Origin of the sequence: Streptomyces sp. NBC_00727 (assembly GCF_045161745.1) — a bacterium.
Classification (GTDB): domain Bacteria; phylum Actinomycetota; class Actinomycetes; order Streptomycetales; family Streptomycetaceae; genus Streptomyces.
In genome coordinates this window covers 2,428,559-2,444,908 of sequence record NZ_CP108981.1, presented here as the reverse complement: position 1 = coordinate 2,444,908, position 16,350 = coordinate 2,428,559, and the positions used below count along the sequence as shown (strand labels likewise).

Here is a 16,350-nt window from a genome sequence, read left to right as displayed (position 1 = left end):
CAACAGCGGGTTCGAGGATTCGTTTCGTCCAGCGGGCACCCTCGCGCTTGAAGCGGCTGGTGTCCACTCCCATCTTTCGCATGCGTTCCCGCAGGTAGGCCCGGGTGCTGCTTCCAGGGGCGATCTCCGCATCCGGCCGCCCGTTCGCGGCCTCGTACGGAGTAATGAACCGGTTATCGGAGAGTCACGTCCGATATCCGACAAGATGCGGAACGGCCCGTACCGCTTCGGGGGAAGCCGTACGGGCCGTGGCCGGGCGGGTCGGGTCAGAACTTCGGGTCGGGGCTCTGGGCGTGGACCAGTTCGGCTGCTTCCTCTTCCGTCTCGACCGACGGCGGGGAGCCGTCCAGCGGTTTGTTCGCCGTCTCCTTCATGCAGGCCACCGCGATCACGCCGACCAGGGCCGCCGCCATCGAGTAGTACGCCGGCATCAGGTTGGTGCCGGAGACGCTGATCAGGGCCGTGATGACCAGCGGGGTCGTACCGCCGAAGAGCGACGCGGAGAGGTTGTAGCCCACCGAGAGGGAGCCGTAGCGGACGTTCGTGGGGAACAGGGCCGGGAGCGCCGCCGACATCGTGCCGAGCATGCAGACCAGGGAGAGGCCCAGCATCGCCATGCCGATGATGATCGCGGGGATGCTGCCCTGGCGGATCAGGAGGAAGGCGGGCAGCGACAGGATCAGGAAGCCGAGCATGCCGGTCATGAGGAGCGGCTTGCGGCCGAAGCGGTCGGAGAGTTTGCCGACCTGGTTGATGATCAGCATCAGGAAGACCATGACGCCGAGCAGGATGAGCAGGCCGTGGGTCTCGCTGTAGCCGAGTTCGTCGGAGAGGTACGTCGGCATGTACGACAGGAGCATGTAGTCGGTGATGTTGTACGCGCCGACGAGGCAGATGCAGAGGATCAGCGTGGGCCAGTAGTCGCGGAAGATCTTGGCGAGGTCGCCCTTGGCCGTGGTCTCGACGCTGTCCGCCGCTTCCGTGGCGTGTGCCGTGCCGCCCTCCAGTTTCTGGAAGGCCGGGGTCTCGTCGAGGCGCAGTCGCAGGTAGAGGCCGACGAGGCCGAGCGGGCCGGCGACGAGGAAGGGGACGCGCCAGCCCCAGGACTCCATCTGGGCGTCGTTGAGGAGGGCGTACAGCAGGGTCACCAGGCCTGCCGCGCCGACGTAGCCGGCCAGGGTGCCGAATTCCAGGAAGCTGCCGAAGAAGCCGCGCCGCTTGTCGGGGGCGTACTCGGCGATGAAGGTCGAGGCGCCGCCGTACTCGCCGCCGGTCGAGAAGCCCTGGAGCATGCGGAAGAAGATCAGCAGGACCGCGGCCCAGACGCCGATGGTGGCGTGGGAGGGGATGAGGCCGATCGCGAAGGTGCCGATCGCCATCAAGATCATGGTGAGGGCGAGGACCTTCTTGCGGCCGATCTTGTCGCCCATCGGTCCGAAGAACATGCCGCCGAGGGGGCGGACGAGGAAGGCGACGGCGAAGGTGGCGAAGGAGGAGAGGAGCTGGGTGGTGTCGCTCCCGGAGGGGAAGAAGACGTCGCCGAGGGTGGCGGCCAGGTAGGAGTAGATGCCGAAGTCGAACCACTCCATCGCGTTGCCGAGGGAGGCCGCCTTGACCGCGCGCTTGACCGCCTGGTCGTCCGTGATGGTGATGTCGGTGCGCCGCAGCTTGGGGTTCTGACGCTTCCGGATGGCACGGAACAGCGCGGGGTGACGTTTGACCGCTTCCGGGTCGGCCACCTGGTGGGGGTCGGAGGCCGCCATGGCCGGTTCCTTTCCTCGGCAACTGTTACAGGAAAGGCTTCTGCGCGGACATGGCGGCCGCAAACCGGTTCAGCGAAGGAATGGGATGTCCATCACATGATTTCGGCCATTCGGCTCAGTGGATGGCTCGTTTCAGGCTGTTCCGTGCGGCTTGTGGACCGGCCCTGCCGCCCCTCAGATCTTGAGGTCCTTGATGATCTTGGCTACGTGGCCGGTGGCCTTCACGTTGTAGAACGCGTGGGCCACCTTGCCGTCCTCGTCGACGACGACCGTGGACCGGATGACACCCGTCACCGTTTTGCCGTAGAGCTTCTTCTCGCCGAACGCGCCGTACGCCTCAAGAGTCTCCTTGGCCGGATCGCCCACCAGTGTGACCTTGAGGCTCTCCTTCTCGCGGAACTTCGCGAGCTTCTCCGGCTTGTCGGGGGAGACGCCGATGACGTCGTAGCCGGCTTCGGCGAGCAGGTCCAGGTTGTCCGTGAAGTCGCAGGCCTGCTTGGTGCAACCGGGGGTAAGAGCGGCGGGGTAGAAGTAGACGATGACCTTGCGGCCCTTGTGGTCCGCGAGCGAGACGTCGTTGCCGTCCGCGTCGGGCAGGGTGAAGGCGGGGGCGGTGTCGCCGGGCCTGAGGCGCTCGCTCATGGTTCTCCTCGTTGGTACGTGGGGTCTACGGGACCGAGAGTAATGGGGGTGCCGCCGGGTGCGGATGCGGCGGAACTGACAGACTGTCGATGAAGGTTTACCGGACGAGGACCACGGAGGCGGCGCGGTGTCGGATGCCAGGACCCCTGCGCAGATCGAGGCGGACATCATCAGCAGGCGCGAGCAGCTTGCGGTGGTACTCGATGAGATCGGGGTGCGGGTGCACCCGAAGACGATCATCGGTGACGCGAAGGCGAAGGTCGCCGGGACCGTGGACCGGACGGCCGGACGGGCGTACGTGGCGGTGAACCGGGCCGTGTCGGACGTGAGGGCCCAGTTCGTGTCGCCGTCGGGCAGCCCGCGCCTGGAGCGCGTGATCCCCGCGGCGCTGCTGGCGGTGGGCGTGGTCGGGCTGGTCGTCGCGTCCTCGCGGCGCGGCAGGCGCTGAGGCCGGGTGCTGGGACCGGGCGTCGAGACCCCCCTGACGCGCGGGCGCCCCGTGGCCCGGTAGGTTGCGGGGCGTGAGCGAGAACACCGACGACAAGCTGCCCATCCGGATGCTGCACGACCGAGTGCTGGTCCGGTCCGAGTCGCCCGAGGGCGAGCGGCGTTCCGGCGGGGGCATTCTGATTCCCGCGACGGCCGCGGTCGGCCGTCGGCTGGCGTGGGCGGTGGTGGTGGCGGTGGGGCAGAACGTGCGGACGGTCGAGCCGGGTGACCGGGTGCTGTTCGATCCGGAGGACCGGGCGGAGGTCGAGGTGCGGGGTGTGGCGTACGTGCTGATGCGTGAGCGCGACCTGCATGCGGTTGCCGCGGACCGGTTCGAGGGTTCGGAGGATTCGACCGGGCTGTATCTGTAGCCGCTGGTCGTATGCGTGGAAGGGCCCGGTGACGGTTGTCACCGGGCCCTTTGTCTGCCCTTTGCTACGGTGGAAATACCCCGACGAGACGCGCCGTACCGGGTTCCGCAAAGACGACGCACCCGTGTTGTTCGCGTGTTCTGTCTCGTCGGAGGTGCTGTCGTGGCGTGGGTTCTGCTGGTCGTCGCCGGTCTGCTGGAAGTGGCCTGGTCGATCGGGATGAAGTACACCGAGGGGTTCACCCGGTTGTGGCCGAGTGTGTTCACGGGCCTGGGGATCGTGGCGAGCATGATGCTGCTGTCGCATGCGGCCCGGACGCTGCCGATCGGTACGGCGTACGGGGTGTGGGTCGGGATCGGTGCGGCGGGTGCCGCGGTCCTGGGCATGGTGGTGCTGCACGAGCCGGTGACGGCGGCCCGGATCTTCTTCGTGTGTCTGCTGCTGGTGGCGGTCGTGGGGCTGAAGGCCACCTCGGGGCACTGAGGCTTCAGGGCCGGGCGCTGGGTGCGCGGGTGCCGGGGGCGCGGGTGCCGCGGGGTCCTTCGAGGAAGCCCTCGTCGCCGCCCGCGTCTCCGCCGTCGCCGTCGGTGTCCCCGCCCCCGTCCTCGTCGCCGGTGTCGGTTCCGCCGTCCGTGGTGCCGCCGGCCGGGGTGTCGGTGGTGCCGGGGGTGGTGCGCGGGGCGGACGGGGTCCGGGACGGTGTCGTGGACGGGGTGCGGCGGGGGGTGGCCGTGGGGGTGCGGCGGCCGGTGTCGCCGGGGGCGGTGCCCTCGTCGGTGGGCAGCGCGGTGTCGTCGGTGCCCTTCTCGACGTCGAGGTCGAAGCTTTGGGCGGGGGTGCCACGCAGGGCGGTCCCTACGTATGTGGCCCAGGTCTCGGCGGGGGCGCCGCCGCCGTTGATGCGGGGGAGTCCGAGGGCGCCGTAGAGGGGTTTCTGGGCGCCGGTGTCGGGGTTCTGGCCCATGACGGCGATGACGGTGGCGAGGTCGGGGGTGTAGCCGGCGAACCAGGCGGCCTTGTCCTCCTCGGCGGTGCCGGTCTTTCCGGCGGCGGGGCGTCCGGCGCCCTGGGCGGCGGTTCCGGTGCCGCCGTCGACGACGCTGCGGAGGATGGAGGTGGTGGTGTCGGCGGCCTGGCGGCTGACGGCCTGTTTGACCGTGCGGCGGGGGAGGGTGACGCTCTCGCCGTCCTTGGTGATCTTGCTGACGAGGACGTGGGCGCCGTGTTTGCCGTGGGCGGCGAGGGTCGCGTAGGCCTCGGTCATGTCGAGGACGCTGGCGGTGGCGACGCCGAGTGCGATGGAGGGGGTGGGGGTGAGGTCGGAGGTGTCCTTGGGGATGCCGAGGCTGATGGCGGTCTGGCGGACCTTCTCGGGGCCGACGTCCTCGGCCATCTGGGCGTAGACGGCGTTGACGGACTTGTCGGTGGCGGTGCGGACGGTGATGGGGCCGTAGCTGCGGTCGTCCTCGTTGGCGGGGTCGTAGCCGGTGGGGCCGTCGGGGCCTTCGACCATGCGTTTGTTGGTGCCGTCGTAGATGGTGCTGGGGGTGATGCGGCGGCCGTCCTGGGTGGTGGAGTCGTTTTCGACGGCGGACGTGAAGACGAACGGTTTGAAGGTGGAGCCGACCTGGTAGTCGCGGCGGGTGGCGTTGTTGACGTACTGGCGGGTGTAGTCGATGCCGCCGTAGAGGGCGACGACGTGGCCGGTGGCGGGGTCGATGGAGGCGCCGCCGACGCGGACGTTGCGGTCGGCCGCGCGGTCGTCGTCGGTCTTCGACATGACGGTGTCGTCGACGGCTTCGACGAGGGCGTCCTGTTTCTTCTTCTGGAGGGTGGTCGTGATGCGGTAGCCGCGGGTGGCGAGGGTCTTCTCGTCGAGGATGTCGTTGTCGACGAGGTAGTCCTCGACGGCCTTGACGATGTAGCCGCGCTGGCCGGAGAGGCTGTTGGCGGGCTTGACGGGGCCGGGTACGGGGAAGGTCGTCGCGGCGCGCTGTGCGGGGGTGAGCCACTTCTCCTTGACCATGCCGTCGAGGACGTAGTTCCAGCGGGCGACGGCGGCGGGTTTGTTCTCGGGGTGGGCGACGACGTCGTAGGCGCTGGGGGCGTTGAGCAGGGAGGCGAGGTAGGCGCCTTCGGCGGTGGTGACGTCGCCGATGTTCTTGCCGTAGTAGGCCTGGGCGGCGGCCTGGATGCCGTAGGCGTTGCGGCCGAAGTAGCTGGTGTTGAGGTAGCCCTCCAGGATCTGGTCCTTGGACTGTTCGCGGTTGAGCTTGATCGAGATGAAGAATTCCTTGGTCTTGCGGACGACGGTCTGTTCCTGGCCCAGGTAGTAGTTCTTGACGTACTGCTGGGTGATGGTCGAGCCGCCCTGTTTGCCCTTGCCGGTGAGGGTGTTCCAGCCGGCCCGGAACATCGCCTTGATGTCGACGGCGCGTTCGGAGTAGAAGTCGCGGTCCTCGGCGGCGAGGACGGCGTGCTGGACGGTGCGGGGGACCTGGGCGAGCTTGATGTTCTCGCGGTTGACGTCGCCGTCGCGGGCGATGACGCTGCCGTCGGCGTAGAGGTAGACGTTGGACTGGGCGGTGGCGCTGGCGTTGGCCGGGGGGATGTCGACGAGCTGGTAGCCGGCGAAGAAGCCGCCGATGACGATCAGGGCGAGGAGCAGGATGCCGCCGAGGGCCATGCGCCAGGTGGGGATGAGCCGTCGCCAGCCGGTGCGCTTGGGGCGCTTGGTCCTGCCGGTCTTCTTCGCGCCGGTGTCGCCGCCTGCCGGGGGCCCTTCACCGGCGGGGGCGGCGGCGTCGGCAGGCAGGTCCCTGGGGGCCCAGCCCGGGGGGTCGGTGTCTCCGTTCTGCTGCTGTGGCTCGTCGCTCATGTCGGTGCAGACTCCTCGGCCGCGGTCAGTTATCCCATAGTGCCCTTTTTCGTCCCATATCCCTTGGATCGACGGCCGAAAAGCGGTCGCGGCGGCCGTTGTCGCCGGACTAGGGTTCTGCGCTTTGGTGTCCACGCGCGGTGCGGCACCCGTTGACGGGGAGGCGGTTGCTGTGCGGCTGTACGCGGTGGTGGCGGCGGGTGGTTTCCGCCGCTATGCCACCTATCGGATCGAGACGGCGGCGGGGGTGTTCACCAACACCGTCTTCGGTTTCATCCTGGCTTACACGTACGTGGCGTTGTGGGACGAGCGGCCCCGGCTGGGCGGTTACGACATGCCGGAGGCGCTCACGTTCGTGTGGCTGGGTCAGGCGTTGCTGATGACGTGCGTGATGATGGGCGGCGGTTTCGAGGACGAGCTGATCGAGCGCATCCGTACGGGCGACATCGCGGTGGACCTGTACCGTCCGGTCGACCTCCAGCTGTGGTGGCTGGCGCAGGACTTGGGACGGGCCGCCTTCCATCTGCTGGGGCGCGGGATCGTGCCGATGGTGCTGGGTGCGCTCGCCTTCGATCTGGCGCTGCCGGGGTCGCCGGGGCCGTGGCTGGCGTTCCTGGTGTCGGTGGCGCTGGGTGTGGTGGTGAGTTTCGGGATCCGCTATCTGGTGGCGCTGTCGGCCTTCTGGCTGATGGACGGGGCGGGTGCGGCGCAGATCTCCTTCCTGGCGGGGATGTTCTTCTCGGGGATGCTGCTGCCGCTGACGCTGTTCCCGGGGTTGCTGGGCGAGGTGGCGCGGCTGTTGCCGTGGTCGACGATGCTCCAGGTGCCGGCCGATGTGTTCCTGGGCAAGCACACGGGCTGGGGTCTGGTGCGGGTGTACGTGTTCCAGGCGTCGTGGGCCGCGGTGTTGCTGCTGGCGGGGCGGATGGTGCAGGGCGTGGCGACGCGGAGGGTGGTGGTCCAGGGTGGCTGAGGTGGTGGAGGCGTCCGTGGCGGAGGCGCCGGGGGCGGTGTTCGTTCCGAGGTCGCGGGCGGCCGAGGGGGTGCGGGCGTACGGGCTGATCGTGTCGATGTGGCTGCGCTCGACGATGGCTTACCGGGCGTCGTTCCTGATGACGGCGTTCGGGAACTTCGCGGCCACGGCGTTCGACTTCGTGGCGATCATGCTGATGTTCGCGCACGTGGATGCGCTGGGTGGTTACACGCTTCCGGAGATCGCACTGCTGTACGGGGCGTCGGGGACGGCGTTCGGTGTGGCGGACCTGCTGATGGGGTCGATGGACCGGCTGGGCCGCCGGGTGCGCGACGGCACGCTGGACACGCTGCTGGTGCGGCCGGTCCCGGTCCTGGCGCAGGTGGCGGCGGACCGCTTCGCGCTGCGGCGGCTGGGGCGGATCACGCAGGGGCTGCTGGTGCTGGGCTACGGGCTGGTGGCCGTGGACATCGACTGGACCGTGGCGAAGGCGGTGCTGCTGCCGTTGATGCTGCTGAGCGGGTCGGTGATCTTCGGTTCGGTGTTCGTGGCGGGCGGGGCGTTCCAGTTCGTCGCGCAGGACGCCTCGCAGGTGCAGAACTCGTTCACGTACGGGGGCAACACGCTGCTGCAGTACCCGCCGACGATCTTCGCTAAGGACCTGGTGCGCGGGGTGACGTTCGTGGTGCCGCTGGCCTTCGTGAACTGGTTTCCGGTGCTGTACGTGCTGGGCCGGGAGCTGCCGCTGGGGCTGCCGGACTGGGTGGCGTTCCTGCCGCCGGTGGTGGCCGCCGCCTGCGCGGCCGGGGCGGGCCTGGCGTGGCGGACGGGGCTGCGGGCGTACCGGAGTACGGGAAGTTGAAGCGGGACGGGAGAGGGAGCGGCATGAGTACGGATACGGAAACGAGTACGGCCGGGCGTACGGGCGCCGGGGCGGCTTTCATCGAGCTGGACCGGCTGGAGAAGGTCTTCGACGTCCGCCGCCGGAAGGGTTTCCTGCGTGGCGAGCGGCGTCAGGTGCGGGCGGTCGACGGGATCAGCTTCCGGGTGGAGCGCGGCGAGATGGTCGGCTACATCGGGCCGAATGGTGCCGGGAAGTCGACGACGATCAAGATGCTGACGGGCATCCTCACCCCGAGCGGCGGTTCGCTGCGTGTCGCGGGGATCGATCCTTCGCGGGAGCGTACGCGGCTGGCGCACCGGATCGGTGTGGTCTTCGGGCAGCGCACGACGTTGTGGTGGGACTTGCCGCTGCGGGACTCGTACCGGCTGATGCACCGGATGTACCGGGTGCCGGACGCGCGGTTCCGGGCGAACCTGGACCGGTGCGTCGAGCTCCTCGACCTGGAGGAGTTGCTGGACGTGCCCGTGCGGCAGTTGTCGCTGGGGCAGCGGATGCGCGGGGACATCGCGGCGGCGCTGTTGCACGACCCGGAGGTGCTGTACCTGGACGAGCCGACGATCGGGCTCGACGTGGTGTCCAAGGCCAAGGTGCGGGGTTTTCTGCGGGACTTGAACGCGGAGAGCGGGACGACGGTGCTGCTGACGACCCATGACCTGACGGACATCGAGCAGTTGTGCAGCCGGGTGATGGTGATCGATCACGGTCGGCTGATGTATGACGGGGCGCTGGCCGGGCTGCACGAGGTGGGGGAGAGCGAGCGGACGCTCGTGGTCGACCTGGAGCGTGAACTCCCCCCGATCCGGCTGGAGTCGGAGCCCTCGGTGCGGACGGTGAAGGTGGAGGGGCCGCGTCAGTGGCTGGCCTTCCCGGCGTCGGCGGCCCCGCTGGTGGCGCGGATCGCCGCGGAGTACCCGTTGGCGGACCTCTCGGTGCGGGAGCCGGACATCGAGGCGGTCATCGCGAAGATGTACGCGCGCGACCGGCCCGGGGAGCCGGTGACGTGAGCACACGCGTTCAATAGGCTGCACGGTATGACGAGCGAACTTCCTGAGATGCGGGCCTCCGACGCCGAGCGTGAACGTGTTGCCGAGATCCTTCGGGAGGCGGTGGCGGAGGGCCGGCTGGAGATGGAGGAGTTCGACCAGCGTCTCGGCAGCGCGTACAAGGCCCGTACGCACGGGGAGTTGGAGCCGCTCGTCCGTGATCTGCCGGCCGTGGGTTCCGCGTCGTCGTCGCCGGCCGTGCGGCCCCGGTCCGGTTCGGCGGCCCGCTGGTCGGAGCGGATCGGGAAGCCGGCCACGTCGAGCGGTGCCTTCGCGTTCTGGGGCGGGTTCGGCCGCCGGGGCAACTGGACGGTCGGCCGGGTCTTCACCGCGTTCGCGATGTGGGGCGGCGGCAACATCGACCTGCGCGAGGCGAACTTCGAGGACCGCGAGACCGTGATCCGCTGCTTCACGATCATGGGCGGTATCCATGTGACGGTCCCGCCGGATCTGCACGTGGACGTCCGGGGCATCGGCATCATGGGCGGCTTCGGGGAGGACGCCAGGGACGAGGCGGTCCCCGCACCGGACGCGCCCCGGGTCCGGATCACCGGGTTGGCGCTGATGGGCGGTGTCGGGGTGGAGCACAAGCGCGGCAAGGCGGAGAAGCAGCGGCTGCGGGAGGCGCGGCGCGAGCGGGGCCGGCTGGAGAAGGGCGACCGGTAGGAGGCCGCCCCCTCCCGCCCCCTCAGAGCGCGTCGGTCGTCGCCCTGGTCCCGAGCAGCGTGTCGACGTCGATCAGCGCCGCCAGTCGCGCGTAGCCGGCGTCGTTCAGGTGCAGGTGGTCGCCGGAGTCGTACGCGGGGCGCAGCCGCTGCGGGTGGGCCGGGTCGCGCATCGCGAGGTCGGAGTCGATGACCTCGTCGAAGATCCCGCCCGCCCGGATCTCCGCGTTGACGCGCTCGCGCACCTCGTTCTGCGCGGGTGCCCAGGTGTGGTAGCCCCGGTACGGCATGAGGGTCGCGCCGATGACCCGCAGGCCGCGCGCGTGGGCGCGCCGGGTGAGGCCGCGCAGGGCGTCGGTGATCCGGTCGGGGTCGGTTTCCTTCGGGTGGGCCTGCACGTCGTTGATGCCGAGCGCGATGACGACCGTCTTCACGCCGGAGACGCCGAGGACATCGCGTTCGAAGCGGTCGAGGGCGCGCGGGCCGGTGTTGTCGTGCAGCAGGCGGTTGCCGCCGATGCCCTCGTTGACCACCGCGTACCGGCCGTCCAGCCGGTCGGCGAGGACGTCCGGCCAGCGGGTGTTCGCGTCGGTGGTGGAGCCGGTGCCCGCCGTGAGCGAGTCGCCGAACGCGACGAGCGTCGCGGTCGCCCTCGCGTCGCCGCGTACGTCCACGGCGGTGAGGTAGCGCCACTGCGTGGTGGACCAGGTGCCGTGTTCGTCCTCGGTGTACGAGGTCTGGTGGCTGTTGGGGTGCGTGGTGACCGGGCCGTCGGCGGTGGGGGTGCGCAGGGTGACCACCAGGTCGGCGTCGGCGGTGACCGGGACGGCGACGGCGTCGCTGACGGTCTGCCCGCCGGCCGCGACGGTGACGGACGGGGCCCCGCGGAACGTCACGGGGCGGGTGTTCACGGTGACGTGGTCGATGAGCAGGGGTGCCGTGCCGAAGAGGTTGGACAGGGTGAGCCGGGCCTCGGCGCCGCCGACGCTGGTGTGGACCACGTTGCGGATGAGGCGCCGGCTCCGGTCCTGCGCCTGTGCCGGGTCGGCGACCCCGAGGACGGGGGCCGCCGCCCAGGTGGCGAGCCAGTGCCCGGAGGCGTGCGCCGGCGCGGCAGGGGTCCGGGCCACGCCCTGTGGGGCGGTGGCTGCGGCGGCCGTCGCCCTGTCCCCGGTGAACAGCAGGGAACCGGCGAACGCCACGGCGGCGGCGAGCACGGCGGTACCCGTCACTAGGGCGATGAGCAGGGCGTACCCCTGGCGCCTGGGCATGGGCGGTGTGTCTCCTTGCGGAAAAGAGGAAAGAGGGGGAGTGGACCGGTTCCCATGATGCGGCAGGGCGCGGGGAACTCGACGTGCGGCCCGGGAGTAGGTCAGGTAGGCACAATGCGTAGCGGTCGCCGGGGGCTGTGCGTACGCGGACGGGTGGAGTGGATGGAACGGATCGATGGGACCGGGCGGACCGAGCGGGGCGAACTGCCCCCGGCGCCCGGTGGGAGGGCGAGGCCCGCGGGCCTCGCCTCGTTCGCGTACACGGCGGCGGACGAGGAGAAGCGTCGTGGCGTACGCCGTATGAAGACCACGGCCACCGGCCTCCTTCTGCTGGTCGCGCTGGTGTACGTCCTCGCCACCTGGGCGAAGAACGAGGGGGTGGGCGGCTGGCCGGGCTTCGTCGCCGCGGCCGCCGAGGCGGGGATGGTGGGTGCGCTGGCCGACTGGTTCGCCGTCACTGCTCTCTTCAAGCGTCCGCTCGGTCTGCCGATTCCGCACACCGCCATCATTCCCACCAAGAAGGACCAGCTGGGGGCCTCCCTCGGTTCCTTCGTCGGCGAGAACTTTCTCTCCGGGGACGTCGTACGTGACCGGATTCACTCCCTGGGCATCGGTGGCCGGGTCGGCGGCTGGCTCGCGGAGCCGGCTCACGCGGACCGGGTCACGGCCGAGCTGGCGACCGCGCTGCGCGGGGCGCTGACCGTCCTGCGGGACGCGGATGTGCAGGCCGTCGTCGGTGAGGCGATCACCCGGCGGGCCGACGCGGCGGAGATCGGCCCCGGGCTCGGCAAGATGCTGGAGAAGGTCGTCGCGGACGGCGGCCACCGCAAGCTCGTCGACCTGGTCTGCGCCCGGGCGCACGACTGGCTCGTGGTGCACGGCGACTCGGTGATGGACGCGGTGCAGGGCGGGGCGCCGGGCTGGACGCCCCGGTTCGTCGACAAGCGGGTCGGGGAGCGGGTCTACAAGGAGCTGCTCCGCTTCGTCACCGAGATGCGGGACATGCCGGGCCACCCGGCGCGCGGCTCCATCGACACGTTCCTCGCGGACTTCGCGGCCGACCTCCAGACCGATTCGGAGACCCGGGACCGGGTGGAGCGGCTGAAGTCGGAGATCCTGGGCCGCGGCGAGGTCCAGGACGTCATCGCCTCCGCCTGGGCGTCGGTGCGCGCGATGGTGATCGCGGCGGCGGAGGACGAGCAGAGCGAGCTGCGGCTGCGCGCCCGGGCCTCCCTGATGTCGCTGGGCGCCCGCCTGGCCACGGACGACCGGCTCCAGGGGAAGCTGGAGGGCTGGCTGGAGGACGCGGCGGTGTACGTCGTGACGACGTACCGGGCGGAGATCACGTCGCTGATCAGCGACACGGTGGCCGGCTGGGACGCGGATCAGACGTCCCGCAAGATCGAGGCCCACATCGGGCGTGACCTGCAGTTCATCCGGATCAACGGCACGGTGGTGGGGGCGCTGGCGGGCCTGGCGATCTACACGGTGTCGCGGGCGCTGTGGGGGTGAGGGGGCCGCGGGGCGGGGCCGCGTGAGGCGGCGGGGCCTCGGAGGCGGGCGGCCCGGGGTCGTGGGCGGGCGCCTTGGGGTCGTGGGCGGGCGGCCCGGGTGCGTGGGCGGGCGGGCCGTTCAGGTCCGGCCCGCCCCGTCACCGCGCCCGGAGGGCGCCCCGGCTCAGGCCGCCCGGCGGGTGACTGCCCAGGACGCGGCGGCGATCGTGCCGGCCACGGTGAAGACGGCGGGCCAGGCGCCGACCTTCTTGGCCAGCGGGTGCGAGCCCGCGAACGCGGCCACGTACGCGGTGGTCAGCGCGGCGGCGGCGCGCGGGCCCGCCTGCCGGTTCCACTCGTACGCGGCGACGCCGCCCGCCGCCGCGAGCGCGACCCCGCCCAGCGGCCGCTTGCGGGTCCACCGCGCGACGGCGTAACCGCCGACCAGTCCGCCCGCCGCCACCGCCGCTGCCGGCACCTTCGCCATCGCAGCCACCTCCGCCTTCGTCCACGTCATGGGGCGCGCCCGCGCGCACGCGTACGCGCCGGTCGCCTGGCGCCGCACCGGCGCCCGGATCGAGGCTAACTCGCGCCCCCGCCCTCCCGGTGCCGAGGGGGTGCACAAGCGTTTACCCTGAGGGGTGAACAACCGTGCACCCCCTCCCTCGTCGCCGAGCCCGCAACGGAGAACCATGCCCGCGGACATACCCGCCCCCGCGCCCCCCGCGACCCAGGCCCCGCACCCGCGCTTCGCGATGGGTGTGCTGGCCTTCTGCGGGGTCGTCGTCGCGGTCATGCAGACGATCGTCGTCCCCCTCCTCCCGCACATCCCCGAGCTGACCGGCGCCACCCCGGCCGCCGCGAGCTGGCTGGTCACCGTCACGCTGCTCACCGGTGCGGTGTTCACGCCCGTCCTCGGCCGGGTCGGCGACATGTACGGCAAGCGGCGGGTGCTCGTCGCCTCGCTCGCGGTGCTCGTGGTCGGCTCGGTGCTGTGCGGGGCGAGCTCCCACATCGGGGTGCTGATCACGGGCCGCGCGCTCCAGGGCGCCGCCATCGCCGTCGTACCGCTGGGCATCAGCATCCTGCGCGACGAACTGCCGCCCGAGCGCGTGCTGTCCGCCGTCGCCCTGATGAGCTCCACCCTCGGCATCGGCGCCGCCGTCGGCCTGCCGATCGCCGCGCTGGTCGTGGAGAACTTCGACTGGCACACGATGTTCTGGGTCTCCGGCGCCATCGGCGTCCTCGACATCGTGCTCGTGCTGATGTACGTACCCGAGTCCCCGCTGCGCAGCCGCGGACGCTTCGACGCGCTCGGCGCCCTCGGCCTGACCGGCGCGCTCGTCTGCCTGCTGCTCGCGGTCACGCAGGGCGGCGACTGGGGCTGGACCTCGGGCCGGACGCTCGGACTGCTCGTGGCGGCCGTCGTGGTGGCGCTGCTCTGGGGGGCGTACGAGCTCCGCGTCGCGACGCCCATGGTCGACCTCAGGATCTCCGCCCGGCCGGCGGTCCTCCTCACCAACATCGCGGCCCTGCTCATCGGTTTCGCCTTCTACGCGAACTCGCTGGTCACCGCCCAGATGGTGCAGGAGCCCAAGGCCACCGGTTACGGGCTCGGCGCCTCGCTCGTCGTCAGCGGTCTGTGCCTGCTGCCGGGCGGTGTCGCCATGGTGGCGCTGTCCCCGGTCTCCGCCCGGATCTCCGCCAAGCACGGCCCCAAGGTCAGCCTCGCGCTCGCGGCGGGGATCATCGCCGCCGGTTACGGGGTGCGGTACTTCACCAGCCACAGCCTGTGGCTCATCATCGCGGGCGCCACGGTCGTCGCCTCCGGCACGGCCATCGCGTACTCGGCGCTCCCCGCCCTCGTGATGCGCGGCGTCCCGGTCAGCGAGACCGGGGCGGCGAACGGCCTGAACACCCTCATGCGGTCGATCGGCCAGGCGTTCTGCAGCGCGACGGTGGCCGCCGTCCTCGCCAACATGACCTTCCAAGCCGGGGGCAGGACCGCCCCGACGCTCCACGCGTACCAGCTGGTCTTCGTGATCGCGGCGGGCGCCGCGCTGCTGGCCCTGCTGGTCACGCTCATGCTGCCGGGCGGCAGGCCCGCCGGGGCGGGTACGGTCGAGGAGAGCCGCAAGGCGCCGGGCACCCTGACGGGCGGTGCGCGGCCGGCGGGAATCCAGGAGGGCGCATGACCGGCGGCCAGGCCACCGCGACGACCCCGGCCACGGACAGCGGCACGGGCCGCGACGCCATCCTCCGCTCGGCCCGTCGGGCGTTCACCCAGCGCCCGTACGCGGAGGTGACGATCCGGGGGATCGCGGCGGACGCCGGGGTTAGCCCGTCCCTGGTGGTCAAGCACTTCGGCCGCAAGGAGGAGCTGTTCAACACGGTGGCCGACTTCGGACCGGCCGCGGCGGTGCTCTTCGACGCCCCGCTCGACGTCCTGGGCCGGCACATGGTGGTCACCCTGATCACGCGGCGCCGGGCGCTCCAGTCGGACCCGTTGCTGCGGGTCGTCTTCTCCCTCGGCAACCAGGACGAACGCTCCCTGCTCCGCGACCGCTTCCACGAACAGGTCACCGACGCGCTGACCGCCCGCCTCCCCGGCGAGGACCGCGCCCTGCGCGCGGAGCTCCTGGCCGGGCACCTGCTGGGCCTCGGCGCGACACTGAGCCTCCACCGCGAGGGGGCGGGGGCATCCGCGACACCGGAGCGCATCGCGGACCTGTACGCGCCCGCGCTCCAGAGCCTGATCACGGGCTGACCCCGCGCGGTAAGGTCTGGGCCAACCGATCAGGGGGGGTCGCATGCCTGTCCGTACTCGTACCCGTGCCCGCATACGCGCGAGCCTGGCGGTGACCGCCGTACTCCTGGCGACCGCCACGGCCTGCTCGGAGGCGACGCCCTCGCAGGGCCCCGGCGCCGACGTCCCGTACGTCGCCCCGTCGGTGAACGCCGCCGCGGCCGACGCGCAGGCGGACGCGGCCCGTGCCCAGGAGGAGGCGGAGGAAGCGCCGAGGACGGACCCGCCGAACCCCGGCCCCGAGGCCGTGCGGGACGCCTTCGCCGGCCTCCAGGCCACGTACTACGACAGCTGTGAGCCGGGGCACGACTGCGCGTACTTCCTGGGCCGGATCAACTCCGAACTGACCGGGCTGGCCGTGTCGATGAAGGCAGATAACCCGGCGCACTTCAGCGAACCGCTGAAGTGGCTCGCCGCCCTGGACAAGGCGGTGGCCGACGACACGACCAGCCTGGAGGACGACCGGGACGAGCTGATCGGCACCCGTGACCGGATCAACCAGTGGATGCAGGGGCATCCGGAGGACTATCGCTGACCCGGGGGACCGGGTTCCGGGGATCGTCGATGTCGACCGCGAGCTCGAACTCGGCGGTCGAGTGGAACGTGGCCACGTTCCCCGACACCCGGACCCGGTCGAACGGGTTGGAGTCCGAGAAGAACACCGCCCAGACCAGCTTGCGGTCGGCGGTCAGACGGGCGAGGAAGCCGTCCGCGCCCATCCCGCCCTCGCCGCCCCACAGCAGCCCCCCGTCTTCCAGTTCCACAACGGCGAGCACGCCCACCGCGGTGACCCAGGACGGGTCCTCCGCCAGCATCGCGTCGACGTCGAAGGGTTCGAGCACCGTGAGGCCCGCAGGCGCTCCAGGAGTAATGTCCACGTCGTACGCGCGCCCGTCGGCGAAGTAGAGCCCGTCCTCGGCGGGAAGCTCGTAATCCCCTTCCCACAGCCGTTCGATCGTGGTCATTTCTTCTTGCACTCTCCGTTGCGCACGTGCCGCGGCCTTTCTTTCAGTCCGGCGAGGGGAGTTGGATCGCCGAATTCGTTTTGGAGC

At 71.0% G+C, this 16,350-nt stretch carries 17 protein-coding genes and 1 riboswitch; of the genes, 11 read left to right on the top strand and 6 right to left on the bottom strand.

Annotation, left to right across the window (positions count from 1 at the left end; genetic code table 11):
• Positions 1-266 precede the first annotated feature (266 nt).
• The gene (gene proP, locus OG242_RS10865) at positions 267-1,763 is read right to left on the bottom strand and encodes a glycine betaine/L-proline transporter ProP (protein WP_405897958.1); all 1,497 of its coding nucleotides are present in this window, start codon (positions 1,761-1,763) and stop codon (positions 267-269) included.
• A gap of 174 nt (positions 1,764-1,937) precedes the next feature.
• Positions 1,938-2,405, bottom strand: coding sequence for a thioredoxin-dependent thiol peroxidase (gene bcp / locus OG242_RS10860; RefSeq protein ID WP_405897957.1), 468 nt, complete (start codon positions 2,403-2,405; stop codon positions 1,938-1,940).
• A 127-nt stretch (positions 2,406-2,532) separates the two neighbouring features.
• On the opposite strand from bcp, the gene OG242_RS10855 reads away from it, so the two are divergent.
• From OG242_RS10855 to OG242_RS10845, 3 genes are all read left to right on the top strand, one after another.
• Positions 2,533-2,853 (top strand): DUF3618 domain-containing protein, encoded by a 321-nt coding sequence (locus tag OG242_RS10855; protein WP_147974571.1) that lies wholly within the window; start codon positions 2,533-2,535, stop codon positions 2,851-2,853.
• Between the two features lie 73 nt (positions 2,854-2,926).
• Positions 2,927-3,265, top strand: coding sequence for a co-chaperone GroES (locus OG242_RS10850; protein ID WP_018105628.1), 339 nt, complete (start codon positions 2,927-2,929; stop codon positions 3,263-3,265).
• A 58-nt stretch (positions 3,266-3,323) separates the two neighbouring features.
• Positions 3,324-3,388, top strand: a riboswitch (guanidine-III (ykkC-III) riboswitch).
• Positions 3,389-3,427: 39 nt separating this feature from the next.
• Positions 3,428-3,748 (top strand): multidrug efflux SMR transporter, encoded by a 321-nt coding sequence (locus OG242_RS10845; RefSeq protein WP_018105629.1) that lies wholly within the window; start codon positions 3,428-3,430, stop codon positions 3,746-3,748.
• A 4-nt stretch (positions 3,749-3,752) separates the two neighbouring features.
• On the opposite strand, the gene OG242_RS10840 is transcribed toward OG242_RS10845, so the two are convergent.
• Positions 3,753-6,143 carry a transglycosylase domain-containing protein gene (locus tag OG242_RS10840; RefSeq protein WP_405897956.1) on the bottom strand — a complete coding sequence of 797 codons (2,391 nt, stop codon included), beginning with the start codon at positions 6,141-6,143 and terminating at the stop codon, positions 3,753-3,755.
• Positions 6,144-6,315: 172 nt separating this feature from the next.
• Here OG242_RS10840 and OG242_RS10835 point away from each other — a divergent pair, with 172 nt between their 5' ends.
• The 4 genes from OG242_RS10835 to OG242_RS10820 are packed head-to-tail and all read left to right on the top strand — an operon-like array spanning position 6,316 to position 9,729.
• Positions 6,316-7,116 carry an ABC transporter permease gene (locus OG242_RS10835; RefSeq protein ID WP_405897955.1) on the top strand — a complete coding sequence of 267 codons (801 nt, stop codon included), beginning with the start codon at positions 6,316-6,318 and terminating at the stop codon, positions 7,114-7,116.
• Entirely contained in the window at positions 7,109-7,978 is an 870-nt protein-coding gene (locus tag OG242_RS10830) for an ABC transporter permease (protein WP_405897954.1), read from the top strand. Before OG242_RS10835 ends, OG242_RS10830 begins: the two co-directional genes overlap by 8 nt.
• 23 nt (positions 7,979-8,001) lie before the next feature.
• Complete coding sequence (locus OG242_RS10825) at positions 8,002-9,024, top strand: ATP-binding cassette domain-containing protein (protein WP_405897953.1); 1,023 nt, start codon at positions 8,002-8,004, stop codon at positions 9,022-9,024.
• A gap of 48 nt (positions 9,025-9,072) precedes the next feature.
• A complete protein-coding gene (locus tag OG242_RS10820; protein WP_405901574.1) occupies positions 9,073-9,729 on the top strand; it encodes a DUF1707 domain-containing protein in 657 nt (218 codons plus the stop codon).
• A gap of 22 nt (positions 9,730-9,751) precedes the next feature.
• Here OG242_RS10820 and OG242_RS10815 read toward each other — a convergent pair whose 3' ends face one another.
• The gene (locus OG242_RS10815) at positions 9,752-10,999 is read right to left on the bottom strand and encodes an SGNH/GDSL hydrolase family protein (RefSeq protein ID WP_405897952.1); all 1,248 of its coding nucleotides are present in this window, start codon (positions 10,997-10,999) and stop codon (positions 9,752-9,754) included.
• Positions 11,000-11,161: 162 nt separating this feature from the next.
• Here OG242_RS10815 and OG242_RS10810 point away from each other — a divergent pair, with 162 nt between their 5' ends.
• On the top strand, positions 11,162-12,511 hold the full coding sequence (locus OG242_RS10810; protein ID WP_405897951.1) for a DUF445 domain-containing protein: 1,350 nt from the start codon (positions 11,162-11,164) through the stop codon (positions 12,509-12,511).
• A gap of 165 nt (positions 12,512-12,676) precedes the next feature.
• Here OG242_RS10810 and OG242_RS10805 read toward each other — a convergent pair whose 3' ends face one another.
• A complete protein-coding gene (locus OG242_RS10805) occupies positions 12,677-13,009 on the bottom strand; it encodes a hypothetical protein (RefSeq protein ID WP_405897950.1) in 333 nt (110 codons plus the stop codon).
• A 175-nt stretch (positions 13,010-13,184) separates the two neighbouring features.
• Here OG242_RS10805 and OG242_RS10800 point away from each other — a divergent pair, with 175 nt between their 5' ends.
• Genes OG242_RS10800 through OG242_RS10790 form a run of 3 tightly spaced genes read left to right on the top strand, consistent with a single transcriptional unit; the run spans position 13,185 to position 15,833 of the window.
• Positions 13,185-14,687, top strand: coding sequence for an MFS transporter (locus OG242_RS10800; protein ID WP_405897949.1), 1,503 nt, complete (start codon positions 13,185-13,187; stop codon positions 14,685-14,687).
• A complete protein-coding gene (locus tag OG242_RS10795) occupies positions 14,684-15,259 on the top strand; it encodes a TetR family transcriptional regulator (RefSeq protein ID WP_405897948.1) in 576 nt (191 codons plus the stop codon). Before OG242_RS10800 ends, OG242_RS10795 begins: the two co-directional genes overlap by 4 nt.
• A gap of 43 nt (positions 15,260-15,302) precedes the next feature.
• On the top strand, positions 15,303-15,833 hold the full coding sequence (locus tag OG242_RS10790; RefSeq protein WP_405897947.1) for a hypothetical protein: 531 nt from the start codon (positions 15,303-15,305) through the stop codon (positions 15,831-15,833).
• Here OG242_RS10790 and OG242_RS10785 read toward each other — a convergent pair.
• Positions 15,793-16,263, bottom strand: a complete 471-nt coding sequence (locus OG242_RS10785) for a hypothetical protein (protein ID WP_405897946.1) — start codon at positions 16,261-16,263, stop codon at positions 15,793-15,795. The genes OG242_RS10790 and OG242_RS10785 overlap by 41 nt on opposite strands.
• Between the last annotated feature and the right edge of the window lie 87 nt (positions 16,264-16,350).

Excerpts from the sequence above, each read along its gene's own strand:
- OG242_RS10810 (WP_405897951.1), top strand. The coding sequence starts at position 11,162 with ATGGAACGGATCGATGGGACCGGGCGGACCGAGCGGGGCGAACTGCCC.
- OG242_RS10805 (WP_405897950.1), bottom strand. The coding sequence starts at position 13,009 with ATGACGTGGACGAAGGCGGAGGTGGCTGCGATGGCGAAGGTGCCGGCA.
- OG242_RS10825 (WP_405897953.1), top strand. The coding sequence starts at position 8,002 with ATGAGTACGGATACGGAAACGAGTACGGCCGGGCGTACGGGCGCCGGG.
- OG242_RS10815 (WP_405897952.1), bottom strand. The coding sequence starts at position 10,999 with ATGCCCAGGCGCCAGGGGTACGCCCTGCTCATCGCCCTAGTGACGGGT.
- OG242_RS10820 (WP_405901574.1), top strand. The coding sequence starts at position 9,073 with ATGCGGGCCTCCGACGCCGAGCGTGAACGTGTTGCCGAGATCCTTCGG.
- OG242_RS10785 (WP_405897946.1), bottom strand. The coding sequence starts at position 16,263 with ATGACCACGATCGAACGGCTGTGGGAAGGGGATTACGAGCTTCCCGCC.
- OG242_RS10800 (WP_405897949.1), top strand. The coding sequence starts at position 13,185 with ATGCCCGCGGACATACCCGCCCCCGCGCCCCCCGCGACCCAGGCCCCG.
- OG242_RS10790 (WP_405897947.1), top strand. The coding sequence starts at position 15,303 with ATGCCTGTCCGTACTCGTACCCGTGCCCGCATACGCGCGAGCCTGGCG.
- OG242_RS10795 (WP_405897948.1), top strand. The coding sequence starts at position 14,684 with ATGACCGGCGGCCAGGCCACCGCGACGACCCCGGCCACGGACAGCGGC.
- OG242_RS10840 (WP_405897956.1), bottom strand. The coding sequence starts at position 6,143 with ATGAGCGACGAGCCACAGCAGCAGAACGGAGACACCGACCCCCCGGGC.
- proP (WP_405897958.1), bottom strand. The coding sequence starts at position 1,763 with ATGGCGGCCTCCGACCCCCACCAGGTGGCCGACCCGGAAGCGGTCAAA.
- bcp (WP_405897957.1), bottom strand. The coding sequence starts at position 2,405 with ATGAGCGAGCGCCTCAGGCCCGGCGACACCGCCCCCGCCTTCACCCTG.